At 69.1% G+C, this 12,014-nt stretch carries 11 protein-coding genes; 2 read left to right on the forward strand and 9 right to left on the reverse strand.

Annotated elements, in window-relative coordinates; genetic code table 11:
* Positions 1-293: 293 nt before the first annotated feature.
* Positions 294-1,091 (reverse strand): class I SAM-dependent methyltransferase, encoded by a 798-nt coding sequence (locus tag ACFWP5_RS33365; protein WP_384165098.1) that lies wholly within the window; start codon positions 1,089-1,091, stop codon positions 294-296.
* A 50-nt stretch (positions 1,092-1,141) separates the two neighbouring features.
* On the opposite strand from ACFWP5_RS33365, the gene ACFWP5_RS33370 reads away from it, so the two are divergent.
* Positions 1,142-1,663, forward strand: a complete 522-nt coding sequence (locus ACFWP5_RS33370; protein WP_384165101.1) for a DinB family protein — start codon at positions 1,142-1,144, stop codon at positions 1,661-1,663.
* Between the two features lie 62 nt (positions 1,664-1,725).
* Here the strand turns inward: ACFWP5_RS33370 and ACFWP5_RS33375 are convergent, their stop codons facing one another.
* The 3 genes from ACFWP5_RS33375 to ACFWP5_RS33385 all read right to left on the reverse strand — a co-directional run bounded on the left by ACFWP5_RS33375 (position 1,726) and on the right by ACFWP5_RS33385 (position 4,101).
* Positions 1,726-2,598 carry an LLM class flavin-dependent oxidoreductase gene (locus tag ACFWP5_RS33375; RefSeq protein WP_384165104.1) on the reverse strand — a complete coding sequence of 291 codons (873 nt, stop codon included), beginning with the start codon at positions 2,596-2,598 and terminating at the stop codon, positions 1,726-1,728.
* Between the two features lie 40 nt (positions 2,599-2,638).
* The gene (locus tag ACFWP5_RS33380; RefSeq protein ID WP_384165107.1) at positions 2,639-3,250 is read right to left on the reverse strand and encodes a dihydrofolate reductase family protein; all 612 of its coding nucleotides are present in this window, start codon (positions 3,248-3,250) and stop codon (positions 2,639-2,641) included.
* A gap of 74 nt (positions 3,251-3,324) precedes the next feature.
* Complete coding sequence (locus tag ACFWP5_RS33385; protein ID WP_384165110.1) at positions 3,325-4,101, reverse strand: prepilin peptidase; 777 nt, start codon at positions 4,099-4,101, stop codon at positions 3,325-3,327.
* Positions 4,102-4,234: 133 nt separating this feature from the next.
* Here ACFWP5_RS33385 and ACFWP5_RS33390 point away from each other — a divergent pair, with 133 nt between their 5' ends.
* Entirely contained in the window at positions 4,235-4,600 is a 366-nt protein-coding gene (locus tag ACFWP5_RS33390) for a DUF192 domain-containing protein (RefSeq protein WP_384165111.1), read from the forward strand.
* Between the two features lie 42 nt (positions 4,601-4,642).
* Here ACFWP5_RS33390 and ACFWP5_RS33395 read toward each other — a convergent pair whose 3' ends face one another.
* The 5 genes from ACFWP5_RS33395 to ACFWP5_RS33415 form a co-directional block, all read right to left on the reverse strand.
* Positions 4,643-5,926 carry a hypothetical protein gene (locus tag ACFWP5_RS33395; protein WP_384165115.1) on the reverse strand — a complete coding sequence of 428 codons (1,284 nt, stop codon included), beginning with the start codon at positions 5,924-5,926 and terminating at the stop codon, positions 4,643-4,645.
* 45 nt (positions 5,927-5,971) lie between these two features.
* On the reverse strand, positions 5,972-8,464 hold the full coding sequence (locus ACFWP5_RS33400) for a hypothetical protein (protein WP_384165118.1): 2,493 nt from the start codon (positions 8,462-8,464) through the stop codon (positions 5,972-5,974).
* 244 nt (positions 8,465-8,708) lie between these two features.
* The gene (locus ACFWP5_RS33405) at positions 8,709-9,410 is read right to left on the reverse strand and encodes a hypothetical protein (RefSeq protein WP_384165121.1); all 702 of its coding nucleotides are present in this window, start codon (positions 9,408-9,410) and stop codon (positions 8,709-8,711) included.
* 22 nt (positions 9,411-9,432) lie between these two features.
* The gene (locus tag ACFWP5_RS33410) at positions 9,433-9,705 is read right to left on the reverse strand and encodes a hypothetical protein (protein WP_384165124.1); all 273 of its coding nucleotides are present in this window, start codon (positions 9,703-9,705) and stop codon (positions 9,433-9,435) included.
* 98 nt (positions 9,706-9,803) lie between these two features.
* Complete coding sequence (locus ACFWP5_RS33415; RefSeq protein ID WP_384165127.1) at positions 9,804-12,014, reverse strand: glycoside hydrolase domain-containing protein; 2,211 nt, start codon at positions 12,012-12,014, stop codon at positions 9,804-9,806.

A 12,014-nucleotide genomic window follows, 5' to 3' on the forward strand; every position in this document is an offset into this window, starting at 1 on the left:
TACCTTGGTCTGAACTTACGTGAGCCGGCGGACGGGATGCGAGTCGATCTCGATAACGATGTGGAAAACCCGTGTACGCATGGGGGACACGAGGTGAGTGGTTCCGGGCGGGCGTGGCCGCGTCCGATTCCCGGACGCGCCGACCGGGACCGGCACGTGGCGGGGGGTGCCGAGGAGGAGCGGGGCGCGCCCGGACGCTCCTGCGGCGACAACCGCGGGTCTACGGCCGGACTACGGCCGGACGGGCGCGCGGGATTTCGCCAAATGGCGTGCGGCGCCGGGAGGTTGGACGGTCACGCGTGCGGTTTGCGGACGTCGAAGAGGTGGCGGGTGCTGTGGGTCACGAACGGGCCCGTGCTCTCGATCTGCTCGTGCAGGGCGCGGAGTTGGGGCTCGTAGGCCTCGACCGTGAAGTCGGGGACCATCCAGATCACCTTGCGGAGGAAGTGGACGACGGCCGCGATGTCGTAGAACTCCATGCGCAGTCGCTCGGCGCGCAGCTCGACGATCTCCAGGCCCGCGGCCTCGGCGTCGGCCCGCTCGCGTTCGGGGTCGCGGGCGCCGCTCACGGCCTCCGGCCGGGGGCCGAGGAAGTGCTCGACGAGTTCGAAGGCGCTGCGGGGGCCGACGTGTTGGGCGAAATACGTGCCGCCGGGGCGCAGGACGCGGGCGATCTCCGGCCAGTGGGCGCGGACCGGGTGACGGCTCAGGACGAGGTCGAACGCGGCGTCGGCGAAGGGCAGCGGGGCGTCCTCGGGCACGGCGACCACCACGACACCGCGCGAGCGGAGCAGTTCGGTCGCCTTGGCGACGTTCGGCGGCCAGCCCTCGGTGGCGGCGACGAGCATCGGGGGCTGCGCGGCGGCCCGGCTCAGGGCGAAGTCGAAGACCTCCCCTCCCCCCGTCTGGACGTCCAGGGCGGTGGTCGCGCGGGAGAGCCGGTCCCCGGCGGAGCGCGCGTACTCCCACGAGGGGCGCGCCTCGGTGGCCCGGCCCTCGAACCAGGAGAAGTCCCAGCCCTCGGTGGGAACGGCGACGCCTTCCGCGACGAGGTCTTCGAAGCTGCTCGTGCTGCTCCCGCTGTTGTCCATGGGGCGATGGTCGCAGGGCGTTGTCAGTGGGCGCTGCTAATTTTCGAAGCATGGTGAACGACGGGGACGACACGGACACGGGCCTGCCGTACCACGGCGACAAGAAGGCGACGCTGCACGCGAGCCTGGACCGGGTCCGGGACGCGGTGCTGTGGAAGCTGGACGGGCTGGACGAGGAGCAGGCCAGACGCCCGATGACGCCCTCGGGCACGAGCCTGCTCGGGGTGCTGAAGCATCTGGCGTCGGTGGAGTACGGCTACTTCGTGGAGAGCTACGGCCGCGAGGTGGAGCCGCTGTGGTTCGACCCGTACAAGGACGAGGACATGAGAGCGGGCCCGGACGAGACGACGGAACAGATCGTCGCCTTCTACGGCCGTGCCCGCGCCGCCGCCGACCGCACGATCACGGAGCTGCCGCTGGACGCGGCCGGCCGGCCGCCGTGGCGGAAGCACTCCGTGTCCCTGCGCTGGGTGCTGGTCAACCTGATCGAGGAGACGGCGAGACACGCGGGGCACATGGACATCGTGCGGGAGTTGATCGACGGGGCGGCCGGGGATCACCGGCCGTCGTAGCTGACCGTCGTAGTCGACAGGTCGTAGTCGTGGTCGTAGCCGACAGGTCGTGGCCGTGGTCGTCAGGGGACGAGTGCCCTGACCTCCTCCGCCGCGAAGCGTACGAAGCCCTCCGGGTCGGGCTCGTCGCCGGTCGGCTGGAGGATGACCGTGTCGGCGCCGGCCTCCGCGAGGCGCTGGACGGCCTTCGCGACGGTGCGCGCGTCGCCGGCGACACCGAGGTCGGGGACCGACTCCAGGCCCTCGTCGGCGAGTTCGGCACGCAGGCGGGCGCCGGCGTCGGGACCGGTGGCGGTGAGGAGATAGACGACGACCGTGTGCGGCTCGGTGCGGCCGGCCGACTCCCGCCCCTCGTCGATGAGTTGACGGGCCCGTCGGACGCCGTCCGGGGCGGTGCTCGCGGTGAGGATCGTGCCGTCGGCGGCCGCACCGGCGAGGCGGAGGGTGCGCGGTCCGCCGGCACCGGCCAGGATCTCGACGGGACCGTCCGGCGGCCAGTCGAGGGCGACGTCGTCGAGCTTGACGTAGCGCCCGTCGGTCGTGAGGCGCTCCCCGCGCAACAGGGCGCGCAGCGCGTCGAGATGCTCGCGCAGCAGGGTCACCGGGGACTCGACGCGGGCGCCGACCTGCCCCATCCAGTCCTGTACGCCGTGCCCGACGCCGAGGATCGCGCGCCCCGGGAACAGCCGGTGCAGCGTGGCGACCTCCATCGCGGTGATGGCGACGTTCCGCAACGGCACCGGCAACAGCCCGACCCCGACCCGCACCCGCTCGCTCCACGCGAGCGCCGCGGCGGCGGCCGAGATCCCGCCCTCCCGGAAACAGTCCTCCCACAGCCAGAGCTCTTCGAGCCCCGAGGCGTCGGCGAGTCGGACCACCGCCCGCAGTCGCTCGGGGGGCAGTTGGGGACGGAACACAGCGCCGAGTCCGGTCATGGGTTCTTCCTACCCGGGGAGAGCGCGGCGGACAACAGCTTTACGCGTGGCCGGGGTTGGGGTCGGGGTTGAGGTCGGGGTTGGGGTTCGCGCGCTCGTAGCGCAGGAGTACGACCCCGTTGCCGAAGGTGCGGGACTCGGTGAGGCGGAGTGGGGTGCGGGTGTCGGAGACGGGGAACATGGGTTTGCCGCGGCCGAGGACGATCGGGTTGATGTACACCTTGATCTCGTCGACGAGGTCGTGGCGGAGGAAGGTCGCGGCGAGGTCGGCGCCGCCGAGGCCCAGGTCGCCGCCGGGCTGTTCCTTGAGGGCCAGTACCTCCTCGGGGACGACCTCGGGCACGATGGTCGTGTTCCAGTCGGCGGGGCCGCTGGGAAGGGTCCGCGAGTACACGATCTTCGGCATGTCCCGCCAGATACGGGCGAACTCGGCGATGACCGCGGGGGCGTTCGGGTCCGCGTCGGCGGCGGGCCAGTAGTCGGCCATCAGTTCGTGGGTGACGCGGCCGTCGACGAAGGCGCCCATGTGTTTGAGGGTGTCGTTCATGTGCTGGTGGAGTTCGTCGTCGACCATGTGCCAGCCGATGTCGCGGTCGGGGCCCTCCATGTAGCCGTCGAGGGACACGGACATCATCAGGCTGATCTTCCGCATGAGCACATCGCCTCGTTCGTCGCTGGTCGCTCGTCGTTCCTCGCAGGCCCCCGGACGCCGGGTTCATCACCGTCTCACGCCACCGCGAACGCCCCCAGCACCACACCGGTGAACGCTCCCCCGAGCATGAACGGCCCCAACGGGATCGCCGTCTTACGGCCCGCCCGGCGCAGGGCGACCATGCCGAGGCCGTACACCGCGCCGTACAACACCCCCGCGAAGGCGCCCGTGACGAGCACCGGCCAGCCGTACCAGCCGAGGGCCGTGCCGAGACCGAGGGCGAGTTTCACGTCACCGAAGCCCATGCCCGAAGGGTTGATGAGATACAGCACCAAGTACCCGGCGCCGAGGGCGAGTCCACCGAGCAGGGCCGCGGTCCAGGAACCGGCGTCGGCGGGGAGCGCGGCCGCGATGCCGAGGAGGGCGAGGGTGGCCGCGGCGAGCGGGAGGGTGAGGACGTCGGGGAGGCGGTGGACGCGGAGGTCGACCAGCGCGAGGAGAACGGCGACGGGCGCGGCGAGCAGCCAGACGAGGAGTTCGGGGCGGGGGCCGGTGGCCGCGGCGAGGCTCGCGCAGACGAGGGCGGTCGCGGCGGATACGGCGGGGGTGCGAGGGCCGTAGGGGCCGCAGGGGGTGGACGGCGTCTGGTTTCCGTATGCGGCGCTGGTGTCGGTGGTGCAGTGCGCTCGGCCCAGCCAGCCGTCGAACGTGCCCGTGATCGGGTGGCCGTCGGGGCACTCCCCGTTCCAGGGTTCCTCGGGGTCCACGGAGAGGCGGTGGGCGGCGCGGGGCAGCAGAAGGCCCGACCACGCGCCCCACAGGGCACCCACGACGATCAGAATCAGGCGCACGCGGGGACGATATCGAGGGAACGGCGGGCAGGTCATGGGTCCGTGGGCCCATGTGGGGCCTACTCCCGTGTGGATACGGTCGGTTGACACCGAACCGGAGCGGTGCCGAAGTGGCGCAGGAAGGCGACCTGACATGGGACGACGCTGGAGTGACGGCCTCGGGAAGCTGATCGTGCAGGGGGCAGCGGGGGCGGTCGCCGTGCGGCTGGAGCTGGCGACCTCGTACCGGGCGCGTACGAAGGGGCTGCTCGGCCGGGACACGATCGACGGGGCGATGCTGCTCTCGCCGGCGAGCAGCGTGCACACGTTCCGGATGCGGTTCCCGATCGACGTGGCGTACCTGGACCGGAACCTGAAGGTCGTCGCCGTCCACACGATGAGGCCGGGGCGGCTGGGGCTGCCGCGGCTTCGGTCCCGGCATGTGCTGGAGGCGGAGGCGGGGGTCATGGCGGGGTGGGGGGTGGAGGCGGGGGTTCGGGTGACGGTGGAGACGGAGTAGGCAGGGCGGGCGGCGACTTCCCGCGTACCTGGGTCCGAGGGGTCATCGCCCCTCCGACGGCAGCTTTCCCTCGGCGGCCAGCCGGGCCAGGGCCTCGCGGCTGCGGGGTACGGTGTCGTGCCAGCGCAGCATCGACACGGCCCGGTCGGGGACGAACCCGAACCGGGCGTACCGCTCGGCGAGTTCCATCGCCCACGGGGTGACGAGGGTGTCGTCGTCGACGTACATGCCGAGCCAGGTGAAGACCTCGCCGGCGATCCAGCCGCGGATCCAGGTCACCCAGTGCTGGACGAAGCGCTCCGCCTCCTCGCTGTCCGGATCTCCGGGTACGCCGGGGATGCCGAGCAGCGCGCACTCCCGCGTCGCCTCGGTCATCCGCTCCTCGGTGACCAGGTTGGCGTACGGCATCAACTCCCGCATCACCGTGCGGACTTCGAGCCAGGCGGGCTGCTCCTCGTCCTCGTCCTCGTAGCTGTGCCAGGAGGGGGCGGGGACGGGTTCGGGCGTGGGCTGGGACGGAGCGCAGGCCTGGAGAACCGCCCTTGCGCGGGTGATGTTCTCGTCGCTCTCGGGCAGTTCAGCCGGCCATTGGAAGCCGGCGCCCCAGCTGTAGGGGAGTTCGCGTACGACGGGTGGGAGCAGTGGGTGCTCTCCCTGCGCCGATTGCTGTGCACGGGCGTCGTAGCCGGGGCGGCGCAGCCACATGAGGGCGTTCCGCGCCTGTGAGCGGTTGCTGTCGCTCGCTCTGACGTCCTGTACGACGCGAAGCAGGGCCTGCTCGCCGTGGGGTGTGCCGAGGGCGTGCAGCAGGTTCACGGCGTCGTGGGAGGCGAGCCCGTTCTCGACGCAGCGCTCGGCTGCCGCCGCGACACCTGCTTCGTCGTACGGCTTCTGCTGGAGCCAGCGCAGCACGTCATGGGCCCAACCATCGAGCGCCTGGTCAGTCAACACCCCGACGATCAGGTCCAGTTGATCGTCCAGCCACCAGCTCGGTACCGGTGGTTGTGCTGTGCCCGCCCACTCCCGCAGTAGATCGACGATGCCCTCACGGGTGAACTGGTCGGCCGTCGGCATGACTTGGGCCAACTGGTACCCGACCTCGTGACGGATCCGGTCGAAGAGTTCCCACGACTCGTCGCTCCAGACGCGCGGTACGGGCGACGTCGGCGAGCGGGAGAGCGCGGCCGTCAGTGCCTCAAGGGCGGCCTGCTCGGTCGACTCCGTGTGCGCCAGCTCCTCCAGTGCCGGCTTCCGTTCCGAGGTCAGGTCGTTCCACGGCGAGGGGAGCCGCCGCATGTCCGCGGGCAACAGGTGATGTGCGGTCACTGTCCGGCGCTCCGTCCCTCTCGTCGTCCGCTCGTCCGCTCCACGTCAGGAAACACCCAGATACTGCATAGCGGTCTTCGGGTCCTTCATCCTGCCCGAGTCCCGTGCCGCCTGCCGTTCGGCCGGCGTCTTCCTGCTCCACGCGTCGTTCATCGCCTTGAGCTGCTGCGACGAGATGTCCTGGCCGGCGACGCGCAGGTCGAGGCCGTTGTCGGCGAGGGTCTGCGCGGGGGTGCCGCCTGGGACCTTTCCGGTCTTCTTGTCCTTCTGGAAACCGTCGAACACCTTGTCCCAGCCGTCCTGCGTCTCGATCTCGTAGCGGGCCTTCCGGCCGGGGTTCGCCTTCTGCCACTTGGCCAAGTTCTCGGCCTGGGCGGGCATGGAGGCCTGAGTCGCCGCTTGCCCCGTGTTCTTGACCTCCACGACGTGGATGTTGCCGTCCTTGCCCTTGTACACAATGTCGGCATCGTCTATCGCACTAACATCAGCGGTGGTTCCGTCCCCCAGGTCCACTGTCTTGCGGCCGGTCTTCCCGCCGACCCCGGCATAGACCTTGGTGCCCTCGGCGGCTTCGTCCACCGCTCGCCCCGCTGCCCTGACCTCGGCCATGGCCTCGGCCAGTTGATAGCGGTTTGTGGCTCTGAGCACGGGGCCGCCCAGCGAACCGCGGCTCTGGCTGTCGATGCCGTTGTTCTTCAGCGTGTCCGCGAGGTCCTTGAGGGACTGGGTCAGCTCGGTCTTCCCGATCTCTCCCTTGCTGAGGTCCGGGTTGTCCTTGGCCTTGGCCACGAGATCGTCGATCTTCTTCTCGTCGAGCTGGAACCGCTCGTTCCTGGGCGTCTTCTGCTTGTCCCTGGCATCCGCGATGACCTTCTTCGCCTCGTCCGCGGCGTGTTGCAGATCGGCGGCGCGCGCGGCCGCGTCGGCGTCGTCCGCCTGCTTACGGGCGTCCTCGGCCTCCTTCTTGGCGTCCTCGTCGCAGCCGTCCTCGGCGAGGACGACGTACGGGGAGCCGCCGGCGGCGAGGACGGTGGTGCCCGTGCCGGAGGAGCCGGTGAGGCCGCCGTCGTTCTTCGGGCCGTTGCCGTCGTACGGGATACGGCGGCTGGGCGCGCCGATCGTGCAGCCGGTCTTCTCGGCCTTCTTCTCGGCTTCCTCGGCGGCGTCGTCGGCTTCCTTGGCGGCCTTCTCGGCGCCCGCGACGTCACCGGCCTTGGCCGCCTTCTTCGCGTCCTCCGCGGCCTTGGCCGCCTTCTCGGCGAGTTCGCCGAGCTTTCCCAGCTTGCCGATCTTGCCGAGGTCGCCGACCTTCTCGACGATCTTCGCGCCGTCGTAGCCCGGGATGAAGAGGGAACCGACGTTCCAGAGGACGTGGGTGACGGCGCGGGTCTTGTCGCCGTTGTTCCAGTCCTTGGCGACGTCGTCGCCGATGAACACGTCGTAGAGGACCGTGCCGCCGGTCTTCACCGAGGCACCGGCCCAGTCCCACAGGGCGCCGCCGTAGTCACCGTCGGACCACTTCTTGCCGGCGTCCTTGGAGTTCTTCGACCAGTCGCTGCCGAGTTGCTTGCCGTAGTCGCCGATGCCCTTCAGGGTGTCCATCGGGTGGCGGACCATGTCGTAGATACCGGTGAGGTCGCCCCAGACGCCGTCGACGAAGAGGCCTTGGCCGACCTGCTTGACCTGGTTGCCGGCGCAGCCGAAGAAGGCGCCGACGCCGGAGAAACAGCCGTCGTCCTTGCCGTCGGCGGGGTCGGTCTTCTTGTCGTCGGTCGGGCCCGGGTCGGTGGTGGTGGTCGTGCCGGTGCCGCCTGTGGTGCCGGTGCCGCCTGAAGTCCCGCCGTTGCCATTGCCATTGGCGTTGTTGTTGGCCTTGTCGTTGCCGGCGGTCACGTCCGTGTCGCCGCCCGTCGAAGCAGGGCAGGCGATACCGGTGACCTTGCAGACCTCCGACTGGATGCCGCTGAAGATCTGGGTACCGAGGCCGCTGACGAGCAGCGCGGTGATGATGGCGGCGACGATGGCGATGAACCCGGCGTACTCGACCGCCGTCTGCCCCTCGTCCCGGCGCCAGCGGATCAGCCGGGACAGGGAGAACGGGCGGCGCTCGACGCGTTCCAACTCGGCGAGCCCGTACCACTGACGGCTTTCGGGGCGGGACAGGAAGAAGAGGATCAGGATCGGCAGCAGGAGTTGCAGGCCCCCGCGGGCGGACCCGGAGACGAGGTTGACGACACCGCCGAGGACCAACCAGCCCTGTACGGCGACGAGTCCGCGCCGGACCCGGACCCCGCCCTCCCAACTCCGCCGGGCCAGCCACCAGCCGAGGACGCCCGGCGCGGCGGCGTACACGACGAGGGCGATGACCTGTCCGTCGAGGGCGTCGTAGGCCCCGGCGGTCATCAGCAGACCGAGCCCGCCGACGACGGTGACCGCGAAGAGGGCGTGCACGAGCACCAGCGCGACGGAGAGCGGCACCGGCATCTCCCGACGACCGCTCAGCCCACCTTGCCCGCCGACTCCCCCGATCGAGGCCATGTTTCCCCCGTCCTCCGCCATCGCTCACAAGGCCACCTGAGCTTCCAGAGGTTAGAGAGGGGATCGATGCCCGAGATGGGCCCGTGGACCCAAATCGGTACCCAGATTCCTGGTGAGCCCGGTCCGGCACGATGTTGTCGGCAGCCGAAGGGGCTCGAAGCCGCCGGAGCGAGTGCGGCTTCGAGCCCCTTCCTTTCGTCACCTCAGCGAGAACGACGCCTCGTGAGGGCCCAGTCGCACAGGCTCAGGCCGCGGTCCCCCGCTGGCGGCTCTCGAGCGCCTTCGCGGCCTTCCGCCTCCCGGAGGCCCGGACGTCGACCGGAGTGCCGGCGCCCTTGCCCGGGGTGTCCTTCCAGACACGGATCTTCTCGACGACCGCGGTGAGCCGTGCGTCCGCGGGTTTCACGTCGATGGAGAACAGCGACTCGTCCGGCCGGCTGTCGTCGCCGCCCCACCGGACCACGCCGTCGAGTTCGGCCAGGATGTCGCGGATCACCATGAGCTGGGGGGAGAAGAACCCGCCCTTCGACCCGGCCGGGTAGAAACCCGGGCGGATCTGCACGGCCGTGCCCGAGGCCTGGTTGGACTCCGTCAGCGTCTTCTTGACCTCGCTCGGGGCGCGCCAGCCGATGACATCGCCCTTGCGCAACTCGTCGACCTCGTAGTGGAAGCGGCGGATCACGTGGACCAGGACCGCTTCCACGTCCCCTGTGCAGACGTCGATGGAACACTCCGTGCCGGGGACGGGGCGCGTCCACACCGTTGAGATGTGGTTGGTCCTCTCCACCAGCTCCCACCCGTTGAGGGAGGTGGGCCGCGCGGTGTCCTCGGCGTCCGGGGCGGTTTCCTCGGCGGCAGCAGGCGCCGCCAGGAGCCCGCCGGTGAAACCGGCCAGGCCCAGAACGGTCGTGCTCTTTACCGCCGTGCGTCTCGTGATGTGACCCATCCCGCTGAATCTCCCTTTCGTTTCACTTGTTCTCTATGAAGAACATCAACGCCACTGTGGGAAGGAGGACCAGCAGTGAACTGGCGGTCCAGTAACGCCGTTTGACAGCGTCCCGCTTTCGGCGCATCGCCAGGTTGACCGGAATCCACAGCCCCAGGAACGCCGCCCACATCGGTACCAGCACCAGCAGCCAGGGCAGCATGCCGTCGTTCTCCGTGGGCTCCCTGTGCGTGATTCCCAGGCCCGCCAGCGGGTAGTTCACCGCGAACAGCACGAGGGCCCAGACGGGGATCACGGCGACAATCCCCAGTACGAGATTGACGACGACGGGGACCGCCCAGGTCCGGCGAGCCGAAGGTGTTCGGGCGGAAGTCTCGGGAGCTGTGCGGGAGTTCATAGATTTCGCACGATCTTGTAGTACTTCTCCAGTACCTGGTAGAGGCCGCCGACCTGTCTGCCGTACTCCTGGGCGGCGTCGTTGGTTCCGTTGTATCGCGCCAGGATCGCCTGGGAGTCGGCGTCGCTCGTGTCCAGACCGGGCCGGGACAGCCCGATCTGGTACGCGTTGTAGATCGTCAGGTAGGCGGCCGTCTTCACGTTGTACACCGGATCATCGTGCAGTTGGGTCCACACGTCCGTCAGGTTCCCCGCCGTCCCCGGGACCAGCAGCGTGCCGTTGATGATTCCCTGCTGGACGCAGTAGTTCCGCGCCTCGATGGCGACCCAGCCGAAGATCTGTCCCCACCCGGTGCTGCAGTCGTCCTTCAGACCGTTCTGGACGGCGAGATCCGCGACGGGGTCCAGCGGGTTGAACTTGCGCAGTTCCCAGAGCACCGGGGCCTGGATCAACGCCTTGCGCAGTTTGAGCTGGCGGGCGAGTGAGGTGAAGAGCCAGTCCGCGCCGACGACCAGATCGAACGCCTCGCTGTTGGATATTCCGCCCAGGGTCGCCCAGTCGCTGTCGGTCCAGCCGTCTCCGCCGGTTTCCGGGACCCCGATGGATTCCAGGTAGCCGCGCACTTCCTGCAGCATGGCGTCGCGGTAGGTGTCGTCGAACTCGGCGTCCAGCCCGTCGGTGTACGAGCTGGGGTCGAAGGTGTTCTGGCCCACGTCCCGGCCGGACGCGACGTTCTTGTCGATCTCGATGTAGCCGGTTCCCGACCCGACGGCGACGGTGGCGATCTGGTCGAAGGCCCAGTTGTTGGACAACGGGTATCCCAGGTTCCCCGAGAAGCCGCTCGACATGTCCGAGACGAAGCTGGCGTCGGCGTAACCCGCCACCATGGCACGTGAACACACGTTCCGCGGACCGTAGATGCCGACCAGGTACCGGGAGTTCTCCTGGATCACCCGGTAGATCCCACGGAAGTGCGGAAGGACGTAGTCGGTCACGTCTGCGTCGAGCGCGTCGTAGTCGACGGCGAAGTAGATGCGGGTTCCGTCCTTGAAGCCGTGGTACTTCGCCCACTCGATCGCGTCGTAGGCGTCGTACGTCCCCTGCGGGTAGTTGAAGTACGCGTTGCTGCCGCCCCATGTCTGGTAGATCGGGAAGCAGTTCAGCCCGGCGTCGGCGATGGTCGCCAGTTCGCCGGGCTTGATCACCTTGTCCAGGGTGGTGTTGGGAACGTTGGACAGGTAACGGCCGACGTATTTGTAGCCGGCCGCTTTGAGGGCCGTGGCCCGCTCGGCGGTGACGGTGGTGACGCAGTCGCAGGCGGTGCCGGGACGGGACTGGTCACCGTAGGAGACCAGCAGGGACGCCCAGGTGGGGAAGTCGGCGTTTCCGGTCTGGGGAAGGCCGACGTAGGCCTGGAAACTCGTCGTCTCCGCCGCCAGCGCGGAGGTGTACGAGCTTGAGAACACGGTGCTGCTGCGCTGGTTGAGGATCAGGGCGGCCGAGTAGAGGGACACCCAGGCACCCGAGCTTCCCACCGTGAGGGTGTGGGCCTTGATGCCCGTCTGGGTCGCCGGGCCGAAAACCCCGTTGGCCACTCCGTCCGCCAGGCCGATCTCGTACTGGATCGCGTACAGCATGGACTTCGCGACATCGCGGGAGTGATGGCCGTCGCAGGGGATGATGAAGAAGTCCGCGCGGGTCACGTAGCGCCCGTTCAGCCACTGCTGGATCGAACGGATACCGGTACTGCCCAGGCTGTCCCCGTAGTCCACCAGCACATAGGGGTCCATGTTGAGCAACGCCTTGAACACCTTCGGCGTCACGTCGCTTCCGGTGTAGACCCCGCCCACGCCCATGTCGGATTTCAGCTTCGTCACGGCGGCCTCGACGCGCGAGTTGTAGGTGCCGTCGATCTCACCGCCGTCGTAGCCCTTGCAGTAGAGACCGGACTGGATGATCCGGCAGAAGTTGGCGGAGGGGACCGTCGAGGCGTTCAGCTTCGGGTACTTCGACGTGAGCGTGCTCAGGGTGGTGGGACCGAAACTGTCGGACAGTGCGGTGATTCCCAGCTCGTACTGGAGTGCCCGGGTGAGGGCGTACATCGTGTTCCAGCCGGTCTTGCCGTCCTCGTCGACCGTCATGCCGATGATGCTGCCGTACGTTTCGTTCACGAATCTCTGCGCGCGCTGCACCAATTCGTCAGCCAT

It is taken from the genome of Streptomyces sp. NPDC058469 (assembly GCF_042721125.1).
Taxonomy (GTDB): Bacteria; Actinomycetota; Actinomycetes; order Streptomycetales; family Streptomycetaceae; genus Streptomyces.

Excerpts from the sequence above, each read along its gene's own strand:
- ACFWP5_RS33365 (WP_384165098.1), bottom strand. The coding sequence starts at position 1,091 with ATGGACAACAGCGGGAGCAGCACGAGCAGCTTCGAAGACCTCGTCGCG.
- ACFWP5_RS33370 (WP_384165101.1), top strand. The coding sequence starts at position 1,142 with ATGGTGAACGACGGGGACGACACGGACACGGGCCTGCCGTACCACGGC.
- ACFWP5_RS33375 (WP_384165104.1), bottom strand. The coding sequence starts at position 2,598 with ATGACCGGACTCGGCGCTGTGTTCCGTCCCCAACTGCCCCCCGAGCGA.
- ACFWP5_RS33380 (WP_384165107.1), bottom strand. The coding sequence starts at position 3,250 with ATGCGGAAGATCAGCCTGATGATGTCCGTGTCCCTCGACGGCTACATG.
- ACFWP5_RS33390 (WP_384165111.1), top strand. The coding sequence starts at position 4,235 with ATGGGACGACGCTGGAGTGACGGCCTCGGGAAGCTGATCGTGCAGGGG.
- ACFWP5_RS33400 (WP_384165118.1), bottom strand. The coding sequence starts at position 8,464 with ATGGCCTCGATCGGGGGAGTCGGCGGGCAAGGTGGGCTGAGCGGTCGT.
- ACFWP5_RS33405 (WP_384165121.1), bottom strand. The coding sequence starts at position 9,410 with ATGGGTCACATCACGAGACGCACGGCGGTAAAGAGCACGACCGTTCTG.
- ACFWP5_RS33415 (WP_384165127.1), bottom strand. The coding sequence starts at position 12,014 with ATGGCTGACGAATTGGTGCAGCGCGCGCAGAGATTCGTGAACGAAACG.